The organism is Ekhidna sp. ABH4_415 (assembly GCF_056161305.1).
On the sequence record NZ_JBSWYW010000003.1, the window covers coordinates 117559 to 143024 of the forward strand.

A 25466-nucleotide genomic window follows, 5' to 3' on the forward strand; every position below is an offset into this window, starting at 1 on the left:
CTTTTTTAATACGTACTGGTTCTAAGGTGTCTAAAAGAATGGAACAACACTGTCGTCGGTTCTATTCTGAACAATAATTGTATTCATGTTATGGGTAATTGTAATTTCACCATTTGCAGCATCTATCGTAAACGTATCCATATCTGTTGGTATAAATGAAGGGATGAATGACTGTATATCGCTTGATGAGACATTCGGATTAGTTAATTGTTCGTTTTCTGAAATAGGCATTTTTAATCCTAAATCGAAGAACCTTCTGCCTTCTCCAAAGAAAATTTCCTGTCTCATTAAATAAACCAGCTCCAATGCATCATCAACTGTTGCCAACGCATCAATGTCTGTCTGGACCACGCTAGTTCCTGAAATTGCAGGAATGGGAAGTGGATTAACACCCCGGGTTAAAACAAGACCGCTAACAAATGGGTCAGAAGCACTAGCAGCTACAGTAACAGTGTCAGCATTTGGCCTCTGAATGCTGCCTCCGCCTATACGCCCTTCTACGGCATCATCAAAACTCACATCCTGAACGGGTGCGCCCGGATCAAGATGAGATGGTCTTGTATTCACTAAACTTAAAAGGCTTGTTAGTGCTGCTTGGGCTCCTGCTATATCATTATCTGCAAGTTCTGCCTCAGCCAAAATCAAATACGCCTCCTCTGACTTTTGAATAGCGATAGGGCTTTCATCTTCACCTAGTACAATGTACTTAGGATCCAAAAAGTCCAATCTTGGAAGTGGCTGAAGGTCGTCAAAATTACCCCTCTGGAATACGGCATCTGCCATGGTGTTTGTAGGTCCATTAGATCCATCAAACTCCACAGTTCTAACATATTCATCATCCAATGCAAGGGCTTCATTCGCCTTAGTTACTGCATTGGCTTGATTTCCTAAAGCATAATATGCTCGTGCTAAAGCAAGTTTTATTCCTGCATTAGAAGCGTCCAGTGCCTCTGCAGCTAAAAAATCAGTTACTGCAGCTTGTAAATTCTCGGTAGTAGACTTAGGGGTAGCTGGATCTGATTCTGGAAGTTCAGTATCTGGCAGTGAAACAAATAGTTCACCTGCCAGAAGCTTCGCCCAACCGGTAAAGAATAGAAGTTCTGCTCGCTGAGCGTCAGTTCCATCAGGATCAGCAGGTTGTATATCCTGCAATCCTATGTTACCAGAAACACGAAGGTCAGCTATTCTAAATGCCAAAGTATTAATGTTGGCATCTTGAAACGACATATTCAAACCATCAAACTGTTGATTGTAGAACGTTTGTGTATTCTCATAGTTGTCACTTCCCAGTTCAGCAAGTGTGAGCAACTGATTATATAAAATAGCCATTTGCCTTTCCTGACCTACAATCCATGATGCGGTAGATCCCGGGGAACCAATCACATTTTCCAATAAAAGATTGGGATTCTCAATATTCTTATTTGGTTCAAAATCCTCACAAGCAACTGAAAAAAACAGTATTGTAACGATTAAGCCTATAGATTTAATATTCTTTTTCATTTCTTCAAAATCTGAATTTTAACAACTCTTAAAATCTGAGTCTAACAGTACCCACGTATTGCCTAGGTGCTGAGAATGTCCCAAAACCAAAGGATCCAACAGTCACATTATTTTGAGTCACAGTATTCGTTCCAGGTAGTGTGCCTCTAGCACCAGCTCCTGTCAATTCCGGGTCAAAAACAGAAGAATAAAAATTAAATGGATTTAACGCCGAGAATGAAACTGTCCCTCCTTTGATAAGTGCTAGATTACCTAACACATCGCTTAGGTCATACGTAAGTGTGATATTTCTAATCTTTAAAAAGTCTGTGTCTTCTACCCAAACTCCAGCCAGATCAAAAAAGCTGTTTGATTTCGCTGGTTCAGGAATTCTATCATCATCCAGGCCTCTAAAAAAACGAAGAACTTCATCTGTGTTCACACCCGAAGCACCCTTCTGATAGTCTCCAGCAATATAGAGACTAAGCTTCTTGTAGCTAGCGTTTAGGCCGAGACTACCATAAACGTCAGGAATTGGTGTTCCCAGATTGGCATTCTGTTCTACGTTTGTCACGTTACCACTTTCGTCAAAAGTGGGCTGTGAACCCCTTAGATAACCAACAGGTAATCCTTCTTTAACAAATGGACCAAGAAAAGTGAATCCTCCAATGTTGAATTCAGGAGATCCACCACTGCTAACAACTTCGTTTTTTTGCAAATTTGCAGAAGCGTTGAATGATAGTGTCCAGTCTGAGTTATTGATAATCTTGAAACTTGAGGTAATTTCCACGCCTTTATTTTCAATTTCACCAAGGTTTCTTGGCTGATTCTCTGTTCCTGTAGATGGAGCGAATGGAGCTGTGAAAATAGCATCTTCTGTAACTGATTGCCACATGGTAACACCGAGGTTAATCTTGTCACTCAAAAATCCAACATCAGCACCAAACTCTGTCGTTTTCAGTCTCTCAGGCCCTAAACCAGGTTCTCCTGGCTGACCTGGCTGAAAAGCAAGTTGACCATTAAATGCATTTGCGTTCAGCTGTGCATCTCTTGTAAATGGAGGAGGGAAATTTCCGGCTTCTCCGTAGCTAGCTCTTAGCTTAAGTGAATTAACGATATTGGATGCGCCACTCCAGAATGGCTCTTCACTGATAACATATGAAATGCCTGCTTTAGGGTAAAACTCACTAATCACATCCTCACCGAATGCAGTATTTCTATCGTTTCTAAAACCCAGGTCAAGGTAAACTTTATCCTTAAATCCAATGGTCTCCTGCAAAAAGAAACCCCAGTTAGCAACGCTGGATTGAAAATCAGCAACCGTTTGTTCAGCAGAAATATTTACCGAAGTAGAAGTTTCAGCTTGATTTGAGGTGATTATTTGTGTCTGATTATCTGCGGTTCGAAAGAATTGCCCCCCTCCAATTGTAGTAAATGTGAAATCATTGATTTGAGCATCATATTTTACAGAAAGTGTACCAGTTGTTCCAAGAAAACTTCTGTCATTTCTGTTAATAGAGCCCTGATCAGTTGTTCCAGGAGCCACTGCACCTTGTGCAACCAAAAATTCATTTGTTTGAATATTTTGATTCCTACTAAATCTATAATCAAAACCTATGGTTGCATCTATAGATAAGTTGTCGATTGGGCTGTATGAGAACTTATGCGAATTCGTAAAACGACTTACATTATTAGAAATGTCTGAAAGTCGATTCACATCACTGACCAGCTCACGGGCTAGTTCAATGTCTTCAGCTGTCCATTCAGCCGGGTCATTTGTTGATAGCCCAAAGGCCGTTCCAATACCACCCTGATCGATTCCAAATATTCGGTCAAATGAGCTATTGGCATTATTAAGCAAAGTGTACTCATTTCTTAAATAAGAGAAGGAACCCTGGTATATCAATTTATCATTGATTGTAGCTTGATACCCTCCTCCAATTGAGTATCGAGTTTCACCCAGACCTTCAACAAATGATTCATCATCTCGGTACTTAGCAAAGAAGTTATAGGTAACATTCTGATTTCCACCGCTAAATCCAATTCGATGTGAATTCAGGAATCCAGTCTTAAATGCTACATCTTTAATAATGTCTCCATAAACAAAGTAGTCTGTGGTGCCTTGAATAGCCCCTAATTGAGCTTCGTAGGTCACAGTAGTCTGGTTTGCCTGACCTTTGTTTGTCGTGATTAACAAGACACCATTTGCCGCATCAGAACCATATAATGTCGTTGCAGCTCCTCCTTTCAGAAATGTGATGTCCTTGATTTGGTCAACTGGAATATCAGCTAACGAACTGTTCTGTTGGCCGCCAGTTGCTGCGGATAGTCCCGGTGAAGTATTGAGATTATCAACGCGAACGCCATCAATGTAGATAACTGGTTGCTGTCCAAGTAACGCCGAATTAACACCCCTACTTCTAATTATCGAGGTACCTCCGGGAGCACCTGTGCTTTGAAGTATTTGAGTATTAGGCAGCTTGGATTGTAAAAGTTGATCAATCCGTACAATGGGAGTTGCTTCCAGATCTTTAGCAGAAACCCTGTCAACTGTAGTAGCTAGCTTTCTTCTATCTACCTCTCCCCCTAAACCTACGACAACTACTTCTTGTAATTCAGTAGCTCCACCCATGGTGACGTCAATTACTGACCGACTGCCGGTATTGACCTCCTGAGTATTAAAACCCACAAAAGAAAAAACCAGAACATCGCCTTCATCTACTTGTAAGCGATAGTTGCCATCAATGTCTGTAGTAGTTCCTGTAGTAGTTCCTTTTATTACCACATTTACTCCGGGTAAACCTACACCAACATCGTCGGTGACGCGACCGGATACCGTCCTCTGAGCCTGGGCATAAGCCATTGCAAAGAGGCAAGCAATCATTGAAAAGAAAAACTTTTTCATAAGCATGATTTGTTTGTTTAAAAATTGATTTAAACCTGTAAGAGTAGCTTTGAAAAAGTCATTTTAATTGTAAAAAAAAAGCCCTCAAACCATAAGGGATTTGAGGGCTGGGGGAGTTGTCAATGCTATTTTACAATTTTTTTGGTCTATTTTAATTGAAGAAATCGAAGAAGCTTCTCCGTTTCTCTAGTTTTAGATCCTGAAGCACTTGTGACTTAACTCTGATGGATAAAAAGTATGATTGATATCGCCCAAACGGCACCCAGTCAAAGTTCATTGTCCAGCAATGTAAATCACGCGATATTCCTAATCGTGTAGTTGTGAAATCTTTTGCCTCAAAATCATAACCTGAATTGAAGGTGATTTGAGTTTTGTCAGTAAGACCTAAAGTGCCGCTGAAAGAAAGACTTTGACGAATAGTGGGGTCTTCAAATCCGCGCTTATTTCTATTGATTGAATACTGTACCCTTAAGCTCCAGGGAACAGCAAAATCTACGTAATGTTCGGGGTTGTTCTGGATATGTTCTACTTGTTGACGTTCAAGGTCAGTCATACCATCAAAACCTACTTGCTCATCTGGCGGAGCTATACCTTGATCTCCAGGGAGAGCTCCCTGATTGTTTTGATTAGAGTTATTACGACTGGAAGATCCTTTGGGAGATAAATTTAAGCTAATAGCTGTCGTCATATTTGAAAGTCTACCTATCCCATTTCCGTTATTCCATGTATACCTGTCTAGCCTTCTTTGTCGTACTGTTCTTTCCCCACTACTATTCACACTTTCTGAAATTAGAAGATACTCGTAGGGATCTAATGTCCCGGTGAAGTTAAGAGAGACTTTTCCATCAAAAAAGCTGGTACGTGCATTAACATTTATGTTGCTTAGCTTGAATGAGTCTGCGGCTAAGTTATATCCCGTGCTAAGGCCAAGGTTATCGAATAGTTTTATTTTTTTAAAACCATTCACCGTATCCTTCTTACTTGTAACCTTCATCTCAATGTTGTTTGAGAGAGAGAATCCAAGCGTTTTACTTTCACCCCCTGGTGGAGAACCGTAGGCGAACCCTTCATATCGACTGACACGCTGGGTATTTCCGAGTGAATCGACCTGAATATCGCTGTAAACACCATATTTAGGATCAGAAAAGTCCGGGCTATAACTAAAAGATACACTAGGGGTCATAACATGACGGATAGCCTGGATTTTTCCCTTATTGAAAAAGGCTGTGCCATATACTCGGGTGTTTAAAGAAGCTCCTGTAGACCAGCTACCTGCTCTGCTGAAGCCGTCTACAGTATCTATTCTAACACCATTTTCTTCTTCAACATATTCATATTGTAACTCTTTATTGTACCAAAGTTCCTGGTAATTGAAGGTTGGGTTTAATGTAAAGAACTTCAAGAGACTTAGAGAGGTGGAGATTGGAATAGTGTGCTTTCCTCCCAGTTTTGACCTATCCATTATTTCTCCAAGATTGCCTTGATTAAAATCTATAACTTCATCAGAACGTTCACCACGGTTCACCACGTTGAAGCCGACATTTCTTACAGCCGCATTGGAGAGCTCATTTTTTGCTACGAAGTTGTGACTGAAATTGAGCTTTGCCAATGGTGATTTGCTTGAGTTAACCACATTTTTAAACGGGTAAATCCGCTGCATATTTACAGTAAGATCAGGAAGTGTAAGGTTAACAATGCCCGTGCTCAAGTTTTGGCTGTGTCGAAGGTTACTGGACATTTGGAAAGGAGTACCAGCAAACGTTTTTCTGTAACTAATATTTGATGCTAGCTGAGAGTTTATACTTCTATCAAAATCCTGAACAACAAGATTGTTGTTTGTATTATAACTGGTTGATGCCGCATTTACTGAGGCTGAGAATGAAGAGTTTCCCCTTGATTCGGGGGTGTGATTCCACCGGATGCTGTAGTCGTTCGTTTCCAGTGGGTTTTCCAAATCATCCGAAATTGATTTTACATATGAAAAATTGAAGGTGCCTCTAAAAGCATACCGCTTATAATAATTGGAAACAGCCTGAACACCATGCCCCCCTTTAGAGTAAATATCTCCTGTTAGTCTTAAATCAATGTAATCGCTGATTGCAAAATAGTATCCTCCGTTTCGGAGAAAAAAACCTCTTCTTCGCTCTTCTCCGTAAGATGGGACGACAATACCCGATGACTTTTCTTTTGGCTGTGGGAACATCCCAAATGGGAAAAATAAGGGTGTGGGTAAATCCCGGAAACGCATATTAAAAGGTCCTGAAACAACCTTGTTGTTTGGAATTACCTTGATTTTGGTAGACTTGATGGAAAAGTGAGGGTCCTCCAGATTGCATGTAGTGTATTCAGCTCCACGAATGAATAACTCATCTTCTGAATTTTTCTTTACATCCTCACCATGCATAAACCCGCCATCTTGTTCAGTGATAACACCTTTAATTAAGGCTCTTTCAGATTTGAAGTTATAAATAATGTCGTCTGTTACATATGTGTCAGGACCGTCGGTAAAAACGGGCTTGCCTATTTTTTTTCCGGTCGAGTCAGTCACATACTTTGCCTTAAGCGTGCGTTTATTCCAATCTACATCTGTGCGTTCAGCATCAAGTGCAACACTCCCGTAGTCAATGTGTGTATCTCCATACATAAAAAGCTCTCTGCTTTTTATATTAAAAAAAATGGAATCGTTTGCATTGTAGTTAATTGTAGTTTCAATATCACTTCGCTTGTTAGCTGAAGTTGACTGAACCACAGAGTCCGCTCTGGTGCTATCTGATATTAGTGTATCAGCTTCCATTAAGGGTTGAGAGCCCTCAGCAGATAGTGTGTCTATTTCCTGTGAAAGCCCATGGAAACAGATAGTTAAACAGAAAAGTAAAATGAGACACCTCAATCCAACTCGCTTTTTTGAAAATGAATGATGACCAAACTATCTTTGAGATGTTTAATTTTTGTTGCAATTGGCAGATTTTTTGCAAATGAGAACATTTGAAAACTGCAATTATTGCCTGTTTTTTTAACTTTTGCGTAAAAGTATTTCATTTTAGACAATATAGGGAGTGAGAAATCTAGTAGTACCCATCGGATTGACCTTATTTTTAGTTTTAGCATCTTTTCAGCCGGTAGGGAAGAAAAATTTTTCTGTTACCAAAATTGTAATTGATCCCGGGCATGGTGGAAAAGACCCAGGAACGGTTGGTTCCTACACCAAAGAAAAAGATGTAGCTCTTCAGGTAGCGATGCAAGTGGGCGAATATGTTGAAAAATATGTGCCCGGAGTAGAGGTTATTTTCACTCGTAAAGACGATACGTTCATTGATCTGAAAAAGCGATCTGAGATTGCAAATAATCATGATGCCGACTTGTTTGTCTCGATCCATGCAAACTCCTTACCAAAAACAACTCCATACTCCAGAAAAAAGGCCATCAGGGGATCTGAGGTATACGTAATGGGAGCACAGAATACCGATCGGGCATTGGAAGTAGCAAAGCGAGAAAACTCAGTAATTCTATTGGAGGAGGATTATGAGAAGAATTATGATTTCGATCCAAAATCTGAGGAATCTTACATCCTTTTTAACCTCACTCAGTCAGCCTATCAGGATAATAGCCTCCTACTGGCGGGCTTGATTGATGATCAGCTCAGAAACCGTGCAGGAAGAAGAAGTTATGGGGTAAAGCAATCCAGTTTATATGTAATGTGGAGCACTGCAATGCCTAGTGTGTTGGTGGAAATTGGCTACCTTTCCAACCCGGTGGAGGAAAAAGAATTAAATAACCCGGAAGTGCAGTCATACATTGCATCTGGTATTTATCGTGCCATCAAAGAATATAAAGAAGCATTTGATGCTCAGAACTAAAAATTAAGAACTGTGTCAAAAGAATTCAAGATTGGTCTAATCACCATTATTGCCGGAGCTCTTCTCTATTATGGCTTCAATTTTTTGCGAGGGTCTGATCTATTTTCACCCTCTAACAGATACTATGCCGCCTATACAAATGTCTCTGGACTTAATGTATCCAACCCCGTTTACTTCAATGGACTACCTGTCGGTAGAGTCAGTGGCTTTGACCTGGTGCAGAATAAGGGATACATCGTGGTTTCTATAGATATTGATGAAAATCTGGTGATTGGAAAGGATGCTTCTGCCACATTGGCGAATGACGGGCTCTTTGGAGGAAAGGCGATTGTATTAAATGTAGGGGAATCACCCGAAAGGGCGCAACCAGGAGATACACTGGCATCTGAAATGGATGGGGGGATGTTGTCTCAGTTTGAGCCGGTAGCAGATAACTTGAATACTACACTTGCAAAACTCAATGATGTACTGGATGAATTACGAGCAACGGATATAGCTGGAACAGTGGATACATTAAAATATGCCATTGGATCGATCACCTACAAGGTAAATAAACTTGAAGTTGAAAAGGTTTTAAGATCATCAGATTCATTGATTATAAGTATTAAGGACAGAAGTGAGCAACTTGAAGGATTAATTTCAAGCTCGAAAATGCTCATGGACTCTCTGAATGAGGTACCAGTAGCCGCTACACTTGAAAAAGTAAACGAATCACTGGAGCATGTAAATCGATTGCTGCTAGCTGTCCAATCAGACGAAGGAACTGTAGGTAAGCTACTGAACAACGACTCTGTTTATAACAATCTGAATAAGCTTTTAGTAGATATGGATGAATTAATCATTCATTTTAATAATTATCCAAAAGACTTTTTAGGTCCACTCGGAAGAAAGAATAAAAAACTGAAGGGTATTCCACAGGAAGGAAAGTAGCGAACATTCATGGACATTCAATTCAATAAAAATGAAGATGCCAACAAGCAGTTGGTGTACAAACTAAACGAGCGTCTAAAAAAAGTGAAGCTTGGCGGAGGAGAAAAAAAGATTGCCTCTCACCAAAAAAAAGGAAAACTTACCGCTCGGGAACGAATCGATTATTTGCTTGACGATCCCAATGATTTCCTGGAAGTAGGAGCATTTGCAGCAGATGGCATGTACGAAGAAGTGGGAGGATGTCCATCAGCCGGTGTGGTTACAGGAATAGGGAAGGTTTCAGGCAGACAATGCATGATTGTAGCAAATGATGCTACAGTAAAGGCTGGAGCCTGGTTTCCGATGACGGCAAAAAAGAATCTAAGAGCTCAGGAAATCTCTATGGAAAATAACCTGCCGATTATCTATCTGGTTGATAGCGCTGGGGTCTTCCTTCCAATGCAGGATGAAATTTTTCCTGACAAAGAACATTTTGGGAGACAGTTTAGAAATAATGCTGTCATGTCCTCAAAAGGAATCATTCAGATTGCAGCTATAATGGGAAGCTGTGTAGCTGGAGGGGCTTATTTACCAATCATGGCTGATGAAGCACTGATTGTTGATGGCACAGGTTCCGTTTTCCTGGCGGGCAGCTACCTAGTAAAGTCTGCAATTGGTGAGGATATTGACAATGAAACATTGGGTGGTGCAACCACGCATTGTGAGATTTCTGGAGTAACCGACAATAAATTCCCGGATGACAAAGCAGCACTCGACGCGATAAAAAAGATTTTTGATAAAACAGGTGGACCCGAAACTGCTGGTTTTAACAGAGCGGAGAGCAAACCTCCTAAGAAAAAACTAGAAGACATTTATGGAGAATTTCCGGCCAATCGAGGCATTCAATATGATGCAGTCGATGTGATCAAATGTCTGGTCGATGATTCAGAATTTGATCAGTACAAAGAACTTTACGGAAAGTCGATTGTATGTGGATATGGCAGAATAGATGGATGGAGTGTAGGTATTGTCGCGAATCAACGAAAAGTGGTGAAGACTAAGAAAGGCGAAATGCAGATGGGTGGGGTTATCTACTCTGATTCAGCCGATAAAGCTGCGCGCTTCATCATGAACTGCAATCAGAGAAAAATCCCTTTAGTTTTCCTTCACGATGTGAATGGGTTCATGGTAGGATCCCGTTCAGAGCATGGAGGCATTATCAAGGACGGAGCGAAAATGGTGAATGCTGTTTCTAATTCTGTTGTTCCAAAATTCAGTATCGTGATGGGGAGCTCATATGGCGCAGGAAACTATGCCATGTGTGGCAAGGCTTATGACCCACGATTGATATACGCATGGCCAACTGCCGAAATAGCGGTAATGAGTGGTGGCTCAGCTGCAAAAACATTGCTTCAAATCGAAATAGCTTCAGCAAAAGCTAAAGGCAAGGAGCTAACCGAGGAGGATAAAAAAGAACAGCTGAAAAAGATCGAGGATTCGTACAAGGAAAAATTAAGTCCGTACTTTGCGGCCTCCAGGTTGTGGGTGGATGGCATCATTGATCCGAAAGACACCAGGGAAGTCATTTCCAAAGGAATTGAGATGGCCAATCATGCGCCAATTGAAGAGCGTATGAATGTAGGTGTCATCCAAACTTAATAACTTTATTAAGTGCTGAAAGATTCTGAAATAAAGGCGTTAGTAGTCCTGCTGGATGACGAAGATCATGAGGTAGTATCTCATGTAGAGGAAAAGATTATGTCTATCGGGACAAGCGTGATTCCAATGTTGGAGCAGGAATGGGAAAGCACATTCAATCCGATCATTCAAAGTAAAATTGAAGACCTGATCCACGAGCTTCAGTTTGAGCTATTAAAAGAGCGTTTTGTCGAATGGAAAGAAAATGAATCCGATGACTTACTAAAGGGTCTTTGGATAGTAGCTACCTATCAATATCCTGATTTGGAACTGGATGATCTAAGCAAAGACCTGGACCAGCTGTATCATGAACTGTGGAGACATATGAGCGAGGAGATGGCTCCATACGATCGTATCAAGGTCTTTAATGAGGTTTTCTTTAATAAGTACAAATTCCGGGCAAATACGAAAAACTTCCATTCTCCAGCCAACTCAATGCTCAATGCGGTTTTAGAAACAAGGAAAGGAAATCCAATTTCATTGTGTGCGGTTTATTTGCTGCTGGCGCAAAAAATGGATTTACCGATTTTTGGAGTGAACCTACCGAATCTCTTTATTCTAACTTACAAAATAGGAGAGGAGTCCTTTTATATCAATGTTTTCAATAGGGGATTGGTATTTACCAAAGACGACATAGATAATTACCTTGAGAGCCTCCAATTGGACAAGAAAGACATTTTTTACGAGCCGTGCTCCAATCTGGATATCATTTTACGTGCCCTTCGTAACCTCATTGTATCCTTCGAAAAACTTGGTGATTATCACAAAGCAGATGAGGTCAAATTGATCCTTCAAAAGCTTGATGATCAGTATTTTAGTTTGTGATTTAGGTGCCAAAGGCCAATAAATAGTCTTTCACCCACTCATAATGAATGTGGTGAACTTCTTCGTGACCTGGCTTCAGGATTTCTCCTTTGATCAGGCTTTCAGATTCAAACGACAGCTTGATCTCATCTTTTAAGCTGAGGAACTTCCGTCCGAAAATTTTATAGATCACCTCTTTCGCACACCAGATGGTGCAAAGTTTTTGCAAGTCATCCTGGTATTGAATTTCTGACTCATGCAGGTATTTGAGTTTAACATACTCGTGTTTATCTCGGGGGCGCTCCATGTCTATTCCACACGGTTTTTCCAGGTGAATCATTGCCGCGGCTATTGGGAACGAATGAGAGATAGAGATGTTAGCATTACTGCCGTTGAGGTAAGGTTTGCCTTTGTCTTGCTTGCTGATGCCCTGATATTCAATGTTGAATTTTTCACAAAGGGTTTTTACCAGAATACGCCCAATGATCCACTCAGCCTGCCTTACCGGATGAAGTTCGGCAGGATATGGTTCCGGCGAGAGGTAGGGAATTTCAAGAAATGTTTCCTGGATGTTCCAAACCGCATAGGCAGAATGTTCATCAATCTGCTTGTTTAATAACAATGGCATGGGCAATTGTAATAATTTTGTATTCCAAATGAGCAAAATCGAAGTAAAAAAACTCCACACTTTTCTCGGTCATAATGATAGTATCTACACGCTTCAGGCATTGGATGATCATCGATTTATCTCCGCCGGAGGTGACGGGATGATCGTGATGTGGGATTTACGGTCACCCGATGAGGGAGAAGTTATTGTGAAAATTCCAAGTTCGGTTTATGCGTTGACTTATGATCCTCGGGATGGATTTCTTTATGCCGGACAAAACAATCAAGGGATTCATAAAATCAATCTTCAGGCAAAAAAAGAAGTGAAGTCAATCCAATTGGGCGATTATCAGATTTTTGATATTCAAATTGTTGGAGATGTACTTTGGGCAGGCTTGTCCAATGGAGAGGTTCTTGTTCTCTCAAAAGATCTCACTATTCTGAAGAGGGTAAAATATGCCAATGATCGCATTAGAAGTATAGCTCAAATAGAAGGTGAGATTGTTATCGGTTGTAGTGATAATGTTGCTCGAGTAGTAGATCCTGATACGATGGATGTTAAGCAAGTGTTGAAAGGACACAAAAACTCAGTTTTCGCAGCGAAATACCATCCTTCTGGGAAATACCTGATCACAACAGGAAGAGATGCTCATCTGAAAGTATGGGATACGCAGGAAAATTACCTTTTACGGGAGTCGATTGCAGGGCATTTATACACAATCAATGACGTGATCTTTCGTGCGGATGGTCGATATTTTATTACCGGAAGTATGGACAAATCCGTTAAGCTGTGGGATGCTCATAATTTCAGATTAATAAAAGTACTGGATAAACACAGGCATGCTGGGCACGGAAATAGCGTTAATAAGCTGCTATGGATGAATTATCGTGACTTGTTAGTAACTTGTAGCGATGATCGCTCAATCTCCGTTTGGGAAATTAAATTTGCAGAATGAAGATAACACCGCTGGAAATTCGTCAGAAAGACTTTGAGAAAAAGCTAAGAGGGTTCGATAAGGATGAAGTCAACGCTTTTCTCCAGTCATTATCCAATGAATGGGAGCGAATGCTGGAGGAGAATAAAGAATTGACCCTTAAGCTGAAGCAGGCAGAAAAAGAGGTAGAAAAACTTCGTGAGGTAGAAAGCTCACTATACAAAACACTGAAGACCGCTGAAGATACCGGTGCGAATGTGATAGAGCAGGCCAATAAAGCCGCTGAGCTTCACATGAAAGAGACGAAGATGAACGCAGAGGCGCTCCTAAGTGAATCTAAGAATAAAGCCCGAGCGATGATCGAGCAGGCTGAAATGGAGGCAAGGCAGATCATCGAGGAGTTGCAGGATGCAGTGAAAAGCATTGAGCAGAATCATAGGGATATCGAGAATCATCGGCAAAATGCACTGCAAGAGCTAAAGAACCTTTCTGTCACTTTGATTGAGAAGGTTGAGAAAAATACCAGTGCTAATAAGGAATTTAAGTTTGACGATTATGTCAAGCGGGTAAAGAAGCTGGCAAGAGAAAGTGAAGAAAGAATTAAATCTGAGAAGACAGAAGTACAGGCTGAAAGCAAAAAACTGGAATCTCCTCCAATTGATATAGAAGCTCCGAAAGCAGAGGTTCCAAAGCCAACGGAACCCGAAAAGAAACCAGAACCTTCACCCGAGCCTCCTAAAACGGAGGAACTCCGAGAACGGATTATCCAAAGAAAGCAGGAGGATGAGAAGGAAGAAGAAAAGCCAAAAGCCGAGAAGCCTCAGGAGGTAAAAGAAGAGCCCCCAGTTCAGAAAGAGGAGGTAAAAAAGGAAGAGCCAAAGGCTAATAAAGAGGAAACTGAGAGGAAGAAAGGTCCGCGTGTATCTAAAACCGTTTCATTCTTTGACGAACTAGATACTGACAGCTAGGATGGGAAAGGTGTCATTAGAGGGCATGGAATTCTACGCCCGCCACGGCTACTATGAAGAAGAACGTGTAATCGGCAACAAATACAGTGTGGACGTAACACTGGATGTAGACTTTTCAGAAGCAGCATCGGATGATAAACTGGAAGGCACGGTCAATTACGAAAAGGTGTATGAGATTGTACAGGAAGTAATGAGCATAGATGCCAATCTCCTGGAGCATCTGGCTGGCAAGATGATTAAGGCCTTGAAAGAAAACTTTTCTCAGGTCAATCGTGTGCAGGTTCGAATCAGCAAATACAACCCACCAATAAAAGGACTTTGTCATAAAGCCACGGTTGAGCTGGAGGGTTAGGTAAACACAAAGCCTCTTCCATCGGACTCATCATAAAATTCGATTTTTTTCCCAACCAAAAACATCATTTCGCTTTTTCGGATGAGCACCTGTACTCCATCAACATTGTATTCATCATCCGTATCTTTTTTCTTATCAAAGCCCAGTTTAAATCCAACACCACAGCCCATGCCCTTGGTTGCGATTCGTAATCCATAGCCTTCAGGGATGCCTTTGTTTTTTAAGATATTTTTAACCTCTTCCAGCGCTCGATCCGTTATTTCCACAGGTGGTTTCATCACTTTATGATTTACTTATTGCCTCCGTGTAAAAGTATTATTTTTGACGTTTATCAAAACACTAAACAATCCAATCAATGGAAATGGTTTACGACCTTCTAAAAATTACAATCCCTGCTGGCCTGGTTCTTTATCTTGCTTATTTGCTTGTTCGATCGTTCCTTCAAAAACAACTTGATGAGATTGCATTTAATGTTCGTCAGAAAAACCAGGAAATCGTAGTGCCAATTCGCCTTCAGGCATATGAGCGGATTGTTCTGCTGCTTGAAAGAATCACCCCGGCAAATCTCATATCGAGATTGAGCAGTTCGGATTATTCGGCAGAGGAGTTTCAGCAAATATTAATTCATGAGATTAGAAATGAATTCAATCACAACCTTTCACAGCAAGTGTACATGTCTGATAGCGCCTGGACATATGTAACCACCGCTGTAGAACAAACCATTTCTGTCATTAATTCTTCCGCTAATTCGTTAGAGAAAAAAGCGAAAGGATTTGATCTTGCGAGGGCTATTTTAGAAAATAGTGCAGGAGAAGAAATGGATACACCAAAACAGGCAATCAGATATATCAAAGAAGAAATTCAGGACGTTTTTTAGATTATGGAAAAGACGGAAAAAATATGGGAAAAAGCTAAAAAAACCGCCACTGACAAAGAGGCGATGAAGTCTACTTTAACCAAAGCGGGAAATAAGCTGAAAAGACTGGCAGAAAACTCCAATGAACTGCAAGAGCTCAAATCAAAACTCGAGATTTTGATGCGCATGTTCCGATCTCATATCTCCGGAGAGTACCGTGCCTTCCCTGTATCTACCATTGTACTTATTGTTTTTGCATTGGTTTACTTCATCACACCTACAGATCTCATTCCTGATTTCATTCCGGCAATTGGTTTTACTGATGATGCGTCCGTCGTTTTACTCATTGTGAAGAAGCTTAATCGAGATATTAAGAAGTTTCATCAATGGGAAGATGGACAGTGGGAACAAGCTGACTGATTTCTTTGTACTACATGCTCATAATTATTCGAAATGAAGAAAAAAGCAGTAGTAATTGGAGCCACTGGTTTAGTGGGAAGGCAACTAGTAAGACTCATGTTGAAAGATGATAATTATGAGTCAATCTTGGTTGTAACCAGACGGCCGTATCACATAAAAGATCCGAAAGTAGTAGAAGTTCAGATTGCAGACTTTGACGACCTGTCAAAGCATGAAGCTAAAATGAATGGTCATGATTTCTACTGTGCACTTGGCACAACCAGAAAAAAAGCCGGATCGAAAGAAGCTTTTCTAAAGGTAGATGTAGAGTACCCGCTGACATTTGCACAAATAGCGGGTAAACAAAAGGATTTTCAGCAGTTATTGGTTGTTTCGGCAGTTGGTGCTAATAGCTCTTCGCCACTATTTTACAATAAGGCAAAAGGTGAGTTGGAGGACCAGCTTCAGAATCTGAAGTTGAGGGCATTAAAAATATTTCAGCCTTCCTTACTACTGGGCGACCGTAAAGAGTTTCGATTGTTTGAGGAAGTAGCCAAAGTGATCAGTAAGATTGCCTCCTTTTTCGTGATCGGATCTAAGAAACAAGTTGGAGCTATCCGGGATGTGGAAGTAGCCAAATCAATGATTAAGGTCGCACATCAAAATGAGGAGGGGTTCAGAAGAATCAAACCAGGTGAAATGATAGATATCGCATATTCATCATGAGAGCAGTAATTCAAAGAGTTTCAGAAGCGTCAGTCACAATTGATAGCCAAGTTAAATCTGAAATAGGAATAGGCTTATTAATCCTTTTAGGTATTGAAGATGCAGACACGAAAGAAGATATTGAATGGTTGTGTCGCAAGATCAGCAATATGAGAATCTTCCCTGATGAAGAGGGGGTGATGAACAAGAGTCTTCTTGATGTTGGTGGAGAGGCTTTGGTTGTTAGCCAATTTACACTCCATGCCAGCACCAAAAAAGGAAATCGTCCCAGCTATATTCAGGCAGCTAAGCCGGATGTTGCAATCCCTATGTATGAGTCATTTGTTGAGGAGTTAGAAAGCCAATTATCTTCTGAAGTGAAAACAGGTGAGTTTGGTGCTGACATGAAAATATCCCTAATTAATGATGGTCCGGTTACCATCATGATGGACACAAAAAACAAGCAGTAATTTATTTTTACTCAAATACTTACACGCACTTTGAAGGAGGGTGACGGCATGTTACCTTTGCGGCTAATTTTCAAAGGATTGAGGAGAAAGAAAGTCACAATCCACCGGCTTATAGTATATGAAGAACATTCGAAATTTCTGCATTATTGCCCATATCGATCATGGTAAAAGTACCCTGGCTGATCGGCTTTTAGAGTTCACCCAAACGGTGACCGAACGTGATATGCAGGCTCAACTGCTGGATGACATGGATCTGGAGCGTGAGCGTGGGATTACCATCAAAAGCCACGCAATCCAAATGGATTATGAGCTGAACAATGAGAAGTACATCCTCAATCTTATTGACACCCCGGGACACGTAGATTTTTCCTATGAAGTTTCCCGATCCATTGCAGCTTGTGAAGGAGCGCTATTGGTAGTTGATGCCGCTCAGGGAATTGAGGCACAAACGATCTCTAATCTATACCTTGCCCTTGAGCATGATTTAGAGATCATTCCAGTACTTAATAAAATTGATCTACCTGGTGCAATGCCAGAAGAAGTATCCGATCAGATCATCGATTTGATAGGGTGCGATAAAGAAGACATCATTCACGCGAGTGCCAAAGAAGGCATTGGTATTACCGAAATTTTAGCTGCAATTGTGGACAGAGTCCCCTCTCCAAAAGGAGATCCGGAGGAGCCACTTCAGGCCATGATTTTTGATTCCGTATTCAATCCATACAGGGGCATTGAGGTATTCTTCAGGGTATTTAACGGCACTTTGAATAAAGGTGACAAAGTGAAATTTGTCAATACAGGAAAGACATACGAGGCGGATGAGATTGGTGTATTGAGACTTGAACATCAACCTAAAAATTCGATTTCAGCAGGAAATGTAGGATACCTGATTTCAGGAATCAAAGTAGCAAAAGAGGTAAAAGTTGGTGATACGATCACACATGTCAATCGCCCTACCCAAAGACAGGTAAAAGGGTTTGAGGATGTGAAACCAATGGTTTTTGCAGGCATCTACCCGGTAGACACCAGCGAGTTTGAAGAGCTGAGGGCATCAATGGAAAAGCTCCAACTTAATGATGCATCTTTAATATGGGAGCCAGAAACATCTGCAGCTCTGGGGTTTGGGTTTAGGTGCGGATTCTTGGGTATGCTTCACATGGAGATTGTTCAGGAACGATTGGAGCGCGAGTTTGATATGACCGTGATTACCACCGTGCCTTCTGTGCAGTTTCATGCGATTGAAAGTGATGGTGAAATCCTAAAAGTAAGTGCACCATCAGAGCTTCCTGAGCCAAATATGATCGATCACATTGAAGAGCCTTTCATACGTGCACAGATTATCACTAAGTCCGAATTCATTGGTCCGATCATCGCACTTTGTATGGATAAGAGAGGTGAGATCAAGAATCAGGTTTACTTAACCTCCGACCGTGTGGAATTGACATTCGAAATTCCATTAGCGGAAATTGTATTTGATTTCTTTGATAAGTTGAAGACCCTCTCCCGCGGATATGCCTCTCTGGACTATGAGCTAATTGGTTATCGAAGATCCAACATGGTGAAGCTGGACATCATGCTGAATGGTGATACAGTGGACGCACTCTCTGCAATTGTTCATCGTGATAAAGCTTATGAATGGGGGAAAAGACTGTGTGAAAAGCTAAAAGAGCTGATTCCACGTCAGATGTTTGAAATTGCTGTACAGGCAGCAATTGGAACAAAAATCATCGCTAGAGAAACTGTTAAAGCCATGCGTAAAAACGTATTGGCTAAATGTTACGGAGGAGATATCTCCAGAAAGCGAAAGCTCCTGGAAAAGCAGAAAAAAGGTAAAAAACGAATGCGCCAGGTTGGTAATGTAGAAATCCCGCAAGAAGCATTCATGGCTGTACTAAAAATTGATTAAAAAATGTCATCACCAATAATTATTGACGGAAGAAAGGTCTCCAAAGACATTAAAAATGAGATCGCTGAAAAAGTTGAGAAGCTAAAAGCCGAAGGTAAGCGACCGCCTCATTTAGCGATAATTATTGTTGGTGATGATGGCGCAAGCCATACCTACGTAAATGGAAAAATCAATGCATGTAAGGCAGTCGGATTTGATTTCACGCTCATGCATTTTGCAAGCACCATTTCCGAAGAAAAGCTGATCAAGCACATTGAGCAATTAAACGAGGATGAAGACATTGATGGTTTCATTGTTCAAATCCCTCTTCCAGAGCACATTTCAGTTGAGCATATTACAGAACGTATCGCCCCTTTGAAAGATGTAGATGGTTTTACAAACCAAAATTTTGGTAGTATCATGTCCAGCCATCAGCTGCTTTTGCCAGCCACTCCTTTCGGAGTGATGGAATTGATCAGGAGATATGAAATTCCAACCGAAGGAAAGCATTGTGTAATTGTAGGGGCTTCCCGTATTGCCGGGGCACCATTGAGTTTAATGATGTTGCAGGATGGTGGCGCCACGGTAACAGTTTGTCACAAGCTCACTAAAGATTTAAAAAGTCATACCAAAGAGGCTGACATTTTGGTGGTTGCTGTTGGCAAGCCTGGTTTAATCACAAAAGACATGGTGAAAGAGGGTGCTGTTATCATCGATGTGGGCACAACACGAGTAGAAGATGCATCCAGAAAATCAGGTTTCCGGTTGGCAGGAGATGTCGTATACGATGAGGTGGCTCCTATTTCGAGCTTCATTACACCTGTCCCAGGAGGAGTAGGTCCGATGACCATTGCTTCCTTGCTACTGAATACTTTCAAAGCCTATGAGCGAAATCACTGATCCGGAATTCCTTCCGGTGATGGAGTCTTTTTACACCATTCAGGGTGAGGGCTTCTATTCCGGCACTCCAGCTTATTTTGTGAGACTGGGTGGTTGCGATGTGGGCTGTGTATGGTGCGATGTGAAAGAATCCTGGGATGCTTCACAGTTTAAGTGGTTTTCAGTGAAGCAAATTGTTGATGATGCAAAGCAGTCTGGAGCGAAGGTAGTAGTCGTCACTGGCGGTGAGCCATTGATGTATGATCTCACTGAACTTACGGAGGAGTTAAGCAGGGTAAATCTTCAGACCAACATCGAAACCTCTGGAGCCTATCCACTCACCGGTCAATGGGATTGGGTATGTTTTTCTCCAAAGAAATTCAAAGAACCTCTTAAGGAGTTTTATGCTCATTCGCACGAATTGAAAGTGATAGCTTATAACAAGTCTGATTTTAAGTGGGCTACTGAGCATGGAGATAAAATGAATCCGAATGCGGAACTATTCTTGCAACCGGAGTGGTCAAAAGAAAAAGAAATGACACCTTTGATCGTTGATTTTGTGAAGCGAAATCCCAAATGGAAAATATCACTTCAAACACACAAGTACATGGATATTCCCTGAAAGGGATTCTCCTGTTTATTGGGATTCTCTTGCTATTGGGATCTTCATACTCCCAGGTCTTATCCACTGAAAATAAAAAGGCCAAAAAGCTTTATGAAAAAGCAGATAAGAAATACAAGGATCGTGATTTCTATTCAGCATTGGAACTGCTAGAGGAATCAGCGAAAGAAGATCCCTCTTTCTTTGAAGCGTATATAAGGATGGGCAGTCTTTACAAAGCGATAGGAAAAGAAGACTCTGCTTATTCAAAATTCCAATCCTATATAGAAACATCCCCTGATCCCATAGCCTCTGTATTAGAAAAGCAGGCCTTTATGGCATTCGATAGGGGTGAATATGTAAAAGCAAAGGATTATCTGAGTCAGTTTTTAAAGAAGGTTCCTGAAAGATCTGAAAACTTTGACATAGACCTGCTTTCCAAAAGCCTTGAATTCGCCATAGATCAGTTGGCAAATTCGACCGATAGTATCAAAGTCAGCTTACTGCCTAAAGAGATCAATCGCTTTCGTCTACAATATCTTCCATCAGTCACCATTGATGATGCTTCTATCTTCTTCACGAAAAGAGATGATGTAAGAGGAGATGAAGATATAGTGGTTAGCTATAGAAAAGACGGTAAATGGCTTCCTGCCCAATCTGTTTCTTCTCGAATCAATACGCCATTAAATGAGGGAGCTTGTACGGTTTCAGCGGACGGTCGAACCATGATTTTCACCTCTTGTGACGGTCGGAATTCATTGGGAAGCTGTGACCTATATATAACAAATAAAATAGGCGATACATGGACACATCCCAAAAATCTGGGAAAACCAGTCAATTCAATATATTGGGAATCTCAGCCATCGTTATCCGCAGACGGAAAAACTCTGTATTTCGCATCCAATAGGAGAGGAGGTTTGGGTGGAAGAGATATCTGGGTTACTAAATATGAAAACGACCAGTGGTCTGTTCCAAAGAATCTTGGCAAGACAATCAATACTCGAAAAGATGAAACCACACCGTTCATTCATCCCAATGGAGTCTCCCTTTACTTTTCAGGAAATGGCTATCCTGGAATGGGTGGGTATGATTTGTATCGATCAGAGAAGAAAGATTCAACATGGTCAAAGCCTAAAAATTTAGGATACCCAATTAATACGTATCGTGATGAAGTGTCCATCGTAATTATAGGAGAAGGATCTAAAGCCTATTATGCAAAAGAAGAACAAAAAAACTATCAAATTCTGGACAGCAAGCTTGTTGCTATCATGCTTCCAGATGAATTGAGGTCAAAAAGTGCATCTTATATAGTAGGTGTGGTAAAAGATGCAAGTACTGGTGAGCCACTTAGCACGGACATTCAGGTTGTAGACCTTTCGAGTAACACCCCAATATATGAGAGTACATCGGATTCTGTGAGTGGACAATACTATATGGTTTTACCAGTAGGTTTGGATTTGGCAGGTTATGTTAAAAAGAAAGGGTATCTCTATACAGACTTTCACTTTAAGACTGATTCCAACACAGCATTAAAACCGGATACCATAAATATTGAACTTATTCCGGTTAGGGAAGGAGAAACACTCGTTTTAAAAAACATCTATTTCGAGGTGGACTCCCATGAAATAAGTAAACGCTCGGAATCCGAAATTGACAATGCCTTTTGGCTCTTGAAGGAAAACCCAAACATCACAGTAGAGATAGCCGGTCATACAGACGATACAGGAACAATATCATATAATCAATCGCTTTCTGAGAAGAGAGCTAAAGCCGTGTTTGACGCGCTGGTTTCCAAGGGTATTAATGAAGGACGCTTAATGTATAAAGGCTATGCAGATACACAGCCACTCCAACCAAATACCTCTGAAATCAACCGCCAGTCCAACCGCAGGATAGAATTTCGTGTCATACGGATGAAACACTGAAAGGTTTTGTTTTTGTTAAAAAATTCATCTCTGATTATCGAAATTTTATTAAAGTAATACTTTAATAGCGAAGGGAAAATTTGGCTTTTTCCTATTTCCCAATACGATCAAATTGATTTTATTTTTTTTCAAACAAAATGTCGTTTAAAATGCTCGTTTGGCAAAAACTTATTTTGTTAAATAATCTTAAAATGGCATATCTTGCGGGTTTCAAATAATTAATGTTTAACGATTAACTAGTAAGTATGAAGAGGATTTTACTACTAAGTTTTGCGTTCTTAACTGTTATTGCATTTAGTGCAATGGCGCAAAGAACGGTCTCAGGTAAAGTCACCGATGATACAGGTGAGGCTTTACCAGGGGTGAATGTTGTGATTAAAGGCACAACAACTGGTGTTACTACTGATTTGGATGGAAACTACCGACTTTCAGTAGATGATGGCGCCACACTTATTTTCTCTTATGTAGGTTTTGAGACACAAGAGATTCAAGTAGGTGCACGTACTACAATCGATGTAACACTTGGAGGAGCAACCGAGCTTCAGGAGGTTGTTGTTGTTGGTTACGGTACTACGCTAAAAACCGAGCTAACGAGTGCAATTGCCTCAGTCAACAAAGAAGATATTGAAAGACTTCCAAACGTATCGCCAGAGCAATCATTACAAGGGCTTGCTTCCGGGGTATTTGTTCAGTCTCAAGGTGGACAGCCAGGCGGTGCTGTTAGCGTTAGAGTAAGAGGTCAAACATCAGTAAATGCTGGTGCTCAACCACTTTATGTTGTTGATGGTATCATTATTTCGAACGGAGACTTGACTCAAAATGCAATTGGAGGTGAAGATCAAAATGTTCTCGCAACATTGAACCCTCAGGATATTGAGTCAATTCAGGTTCTAAAAGATGCTGCGAGTACTGCTATTTATGGTGCAAGAGCTGCAAACGGAGTTGTGTTGATCACTACCAAAAGAGGTTCTAGCGGTAAAGCTAAGATTGATTTTAGAGCATGGACTGGAGTGGCTAAGCCATTGGCACTTGTAGAAAAGTTGTCAGGTCCTGAGCAAATCATGATTGAAAGAGAAGGGTATTTAAATGACTCTCCATGGCTAAGTCCAAATGATCCAAGTCTTTCAAATGAAGCACTGGGTTGGGACGGAGTAACAGATTCTGATCTAATTGGGGCGATCTTTAGAGATGCAATCGTTCGAGAATATAATGTGAGTGCATCTGGAGGTAACGAGTCATTGAAGTACTTCCTTAGTGGAGGTTATAGAGATGAAGAAGGAGTAATGCTTGGATCTCAATTTGAGAGACTATCTACTCGACTCAATATTGATTACAATGCAACAGATGACCTAACTATCGGAACCAGCATTAGTTTCGCGAGCAACAAGCAAAATTTGGTAGAAAGTGGTAATAATATTTACGGAACTTATGGTTCAGCTATACTAGCGCCAAACTACCGTCCTTTGAGAAATGCAGAAACAGGTGAGTTTGAAGATACCTTTCCAGGTTTTAACACAAACCCACTTAGAGCAGCATTACAGCAAAAGCTTGAAACTACTACTAATAAGTTTCTTGGTAACTGGAATATTACTTACAAGCTTCCAGTTGAAGGTTTAGCTTTTAGAACGGATATTAGCTATGATTGGAACTATGTAAGAGAAGATCAGTACGCTCCTGAAACTACCGCTCAGGGTAGAGGTACACAAGGCGCAGGATCTTATTCTACTCTTGATCAAGGAACATATAATATTGAGCCGACTTTTAGATTCAGTAGAACTTTTGGTGGATCTCATAAAATTACGGCTGTAGCTGGTATGACATGGCAGAATAGAAGAACCACTCAAGGATTTGTGACCGCAACCGGGTTTGCTAGAGGATCCTTAAAGTACATCCGATCAGCTGCTGTTTTCACAGGAGGGGATTCATTTAGATTGGATCAAAGCTTCATGTCAGGGTTTACCCGAGTAAACTATGCGTACGATGAAAAATATCTTGCTTCCGTTTCATTCAGAAGGGATGGTTCATCTCAATTTGGACCTGAAAACAAATTTGGTAACTTCTACGCATTCTCCGTTGGTTGGAACTTCTCTGAGGAAGATTTCTTCAATGTTGATGTCATTACTTTTGGTAAGATTAGAGCGAGTTACGGTGTAACTGGTAACGACCAGATTGGTAGCTTCCAGTATGTAGGTACATTCTCTGGAGGAGCTTCTTATTTAGATCAACCAGGACTTACTCCTTCTCGTCTTGAGAACCCGGAGCTTAGCTGGGAGGAAACTACTATGATTGATGTGGGTCTTGAATTGGCTATGTTCAACAACAGATTGAACATGAATGCGGGTGTTTTCCGTCAGGAAACGGAAGGATTACTTTTTAACAACCAAGTGCCATGGACAACAGGATTTACCTCATTCCAGGATAATATTGGAGTGGTTCAAAATGAAGGTATTGAGCTAGACTTAAATGGTGTGATACTTGATTTGAATGGATTTCAATGGACAGGTAAATTGAATTTAACCTTCATGAGAAATGAGGTTAAAGAACTGAATTCAGATGAGCCAATCCTTGCTGGTTTTGCAAGTGCGATTATTGAAGGAGAACCAATTAATACATTCTATGCACTTAAGTGGCTAGGTGTAGATCCGGCTACTGGAAATTCAGTGTTTGAAGATGCAAATGGTGACGGTGTTATTACAAGTGATGATAATCAGGTAATTGGTAACCACTCACCAGAAATAATAGGAGGTCTGTCAACAGGGTTCTCTTACAAGGGGATTACCCTTGATGCGTTCTTCCAGTTTGTTGAAGGTGTAGACGTATATAACAATACACATCAGTTCTCACAAAACGTAAGTGCAGGATGGGGGCTGGATAGAAATGTATTGAGGAGATGGAGACAGCCAGGAGATGTAACAGATATTCCTAGAGCATCTCAAACAACTTCTCTTGATTTCACGAATGATAACAGCCGTTTTCTAAGTGACGGATCATATGTTCGTTTGAAGAATGTAACACTTGCGTATACTCTTCCATCTGAGCTGGTTTCTAAAGCTAAGCTTAGAAGTGCAAGAATTTATGTTCAGGGTACTAACCTGATCACTTGGACTGCTTACAATGGACCAGATCCAGAGATAAGTGCATTTGGATTTACCAATACGGCACTGGGAACTGATTTCTTGACATTCCCGAATACAAAAATGTATTCAGTAGGAATTAATCTGGGACTATAAACT

21 protein-coding genes are annotated in these 25466 nt (G+C 40.8%); 16 read left to right on the top strand and 5 right to left on the bottom strand.

Features of this window, described 5'->3' with window-relative positions; all coding sequences use genetic code 11:
• Positions 1-30 precede the first annotated feature (30 nt).
• The 3 genes from ACXAH9_RS05780 to ACXAH9_RS05790 form a co-directional block, all read right to left on the bottom strand.
• Entirely contained in the window at positions 31-1500 is a 1470-nt protein-coding gene (locus ACXAH9_RS05780; protein ID WP_474893913.1) for a hypothetical protein, read from the bottom strand.
• A 28-nt stretch (positions 1501-1528) separates the two neighbouring features.
• Complete coding sequence (locus ACXAH9_RS05785) at positions 1529-4384, bottom strand: TonB-dependent receptor domain-containing protein (RefSeq protein WP_474893914.1); 2856 nt, start codon at positions 4382-4384, stop codon at positions 1529-1531.
• Between the two features lie 151 nt (positions 4385-4535).
• On the bottom strand, positions 4536-7178 hold the full coding sequence (locus ACXAH9_RS05790; RefSeq protein WP_474893915.1) for a putative LPS assembly protein LptD: 2643 nt from the start codon (positions 7176-7178) through the stop codon (positions 4536-4538).
• A 262-nt stretch (positions 7179-7440) separates the two neighbouring features.
• On the opposite strand from ACXAH9_RS05790, the gene ACXAH9_RS05795 reads away from it, so the two are divergent.
• From ACXAH9_RS05795 to ACXAH9_RS05810, 4 genes are read left to right on the top strand one after another with little or no spacing between them, the layout of a single operon-like run.
• On the top strand, positions 7441-8241 hold the full coding sequence (locus ACXAH9_RS05795) for an N-acetylmuramoyl-L-alanine amidase family protein (RefSeq protein ID WP_474893916.1): 801 nt from the start codon (positions 7441-7443) through the stop codon (positions 8239-8241).
• Between the two features lie 12 nt (positions 8242-8253).
• A complete protein-coding gene (locus ACXAH9_RS05800; protein WP_474893917.1) occupies positions 8254-9171 on the top strand; it encodes an MlaD family protein in 918 nt (305 codons plus the stop codon).
• Between the two features lie 9 nt (positions 9172-9180).
• Entirely contained in the window at positions 9181-10809 is a 1629-nt protein-coding gene (locus ACXAH9_RS05805; protein ID WP_474893918.1) for an acyl-CoA carboxylase subunit beta, read from the top strand.
• A gap of 12 nt (positions 10810-10821) precedes the next feature.
• A complete protein-coding gene (locus tag ACXAH9_RS05810; protein ID WP_474893919.1) occupies positions 10822-11673 on the top strand; it encodes a transglutaminase-like domain-containing protein in 852 nt (283 codons plus the stop codon).
• Position 11674: 1 nt separating this feature from the next.
• Here the strand turns inward: ACXAH9_RS05810 and ACXAH9_RS05815 are convergent, their stop codons facing one another.
• Positions 11675-12280 carry a 4'-phosphopantetheinyl transferase family protein gene (locus ACXAH9_RS05815; RefSeq protein WP_474893920.1) on the bottom strand — a complete coding sequence of 202 codons (606 nt, stop codon included), beginning with the start codon at positions 12278-12280 and terminating at the stop codon, positions 11675-11677.
• A 28-nt stretch (positions 12281-12308) separates the two neighbouring features.
• On the opposite strand from ACXAH9_RS05815, the gene ACXAH9_RS05820 reads away from it, so the two are divergent.
• Genes ACXAH9_RS05820 through folB form a run of 3 tightly spaced genes read left to right on the top strand, consistent with a single transcriptional unit; the run spans position 12309 to position 14513 of the window.
• Positions 12309-13214, top strand: a complete 906-nt coding sequence (locus tag ACXAH9_RS05820) for a WD40 repeat domain-containing protein (RefSeq protein ID WP_474893921.1) — start codon at positions 12309-12311, stop codon at positions 13212-13214.
• Positions 13211-14161 carry a DivIVA domain-containing protein gene (locus ACXAH9_RS05825; protein ID WP_474893922.1) on the top strand — a complete coding sequence of 317 codons (951 nt, stop codon included), beginning with the start codon at positions 13211-13213 and terminating at the stop codon, positions 14159-14161. The genes ACXAH9_RS05820 and ACXAH9_RS05825 overlap by 4 nt, the downstream gene beginning before the upstream one ends.
• A 1-nt stretch (position 14162) precedes the next feature.
• The gene (gene folB, locus ACXAH9_RS05830; protein WP_349563478.1) at positions 14163-14513 is read left to right on the top strand and encodes a dihydroneopterin aldolase; all 351 of its coding nucleotides are present in this window, start codon (positions 14163-14165) and stop codon (positions 14511-14513) included.
• Here the strand turns inward: folB and ACXAH9_RS05835 are convergent.
• Positions 14510-14791 (bottom strand): HesB/IscA family protein, encoded by a 282-nt coding sequence (locus ACXAH9_RS05835; protein WP_350206764.1) that lies wholly within the window; start codon positions 14789-14791, stop codon positions 14510-14512. The genes folB and ACXAH9_RS05835 overlap by 4 nt on opposite strands.
• A gap of 77 nt (positions 14792-14868) precedes the next feature.
• Here ACXAH9_RS05835 and ACXAH9_RS05840 point away from each other — a divergent pair, with 77 nt between their 5' ends.
• From ACXAH9_RS05840 to ACXAH9_RS05880, 9 genes are all read left to right on the top strand, one after another.
• The gene (locus tag ACXAH9_RS05840; RefSeq protein WP_474893923.1) at positions 14869-15390 is read left to right on the top strand and encodes a DUF7935 family protein; all 522 of its coding nucleotides are present in this window, start codon (positions 14869-14871) and stop codon (positions 15388-15390) included.
• 3 nt (positions 15391-15393) lie between these two features.
• Positions 15394-15789 carry a YkvA family protein gene (locus ACXAH9_RS05845; RefSeq protein ID WP_474893924.1) on the top strand — a complete coding sequence of 132 codons (396 nt, stop codon included), beginning with the start codon at positions 15394-15396 and terminating at the stop codon, positions 15787-15789.
• Between the two features lie 33 nt (positions 15790-15822).
• A complete protein-coding gene (locus ACXAH9_RS05850) occupies positions 15823-16494 on the top strand; it encodes an NAD(P)H-binding protein (protein WP_474893925.1) in 672 nt (223 codons plus the stop codon).
• Complete coding sequence (gene dtd, locus ACXAH9_RS05855; RefSeq protein ID WP_474893926.1) at positions 16491-16943, top strand: D-aminoacyl-tRNA deacylase; 453 nt, start codon at positions 16491-16493, stop codon at positions 16941-16943. Before ACXAH9_RS05850 ends, dtd begins: the two co-directional genes overlap by 4 nt.
• Positions 16944-17061: 118 nt before the next feature.
• Entirely contained in the window at positions 17062-18849 is a 1788-nt protein-coding gene (gene lepA / locus ACXAH9_RS05860) for a translation elongation factor 4 (RefSeq protein WP_474893927.1), read from the top strand.
• Positions 18850-18852: 3 nt separating this feature from the next.
• The gene (locus ACXAH9_RS05865) at positions 18853-19728 is read left to right on the top strand and encodes a bifunctional 5,10-methylenetetrahydrofolate dehydrogenase/5,10-methenyltetrahydrofolate cyclohydrolase (RefSeq protein WP_474893928.1); all 876 of its coding nucleotides are present in this window, start codon (positions 18853-18855) and stop codon (positions 19726-19728) included.
• Entirely contained in the window at positions 19712-20329 is a 618-nt protein-coding gene (locus ACXAH9_RS05870) for a 7-carboxy-7-deazaguanine synthase QueE (protein ID WP_474893929.1), read from the top strand. The genes ACXAH9_RS05865 and ACXAH9_RS05870 overlap by 17 nt, the downstream gene beginning before the upstream one ends.
• Positions 20284-22233, top strand: coding sequence for an OmpA family protein (locus ACXAH9_RS05875; protein ID WP_474893930.1), 1950 nt, complete (start codon positions 20284-20286; stop codon positions 22231-22233). Before ACXAH9_RS05870 ends, ACXAH9_RS05875 begins: the two co-directional genes overlap by 46 nt.
• A gap of 245 nt (positions 22234-22478) precedes the next feature.
• The gene (locus tag ACXAH9_RS05880; RefSeq protein ID WP_474893931.1) at positions 22479-25463 is read left to right on the top strand and encodes a SusC/RagA family TonB-linked outer membrane protein; all 2985 of its coding nucleotides are present in this window, start codon (positions 22479-22481) and stop codon (positions 25461-25463) included.
• Positions 25464-25466 lie beyond the last annotated feature (3 nt).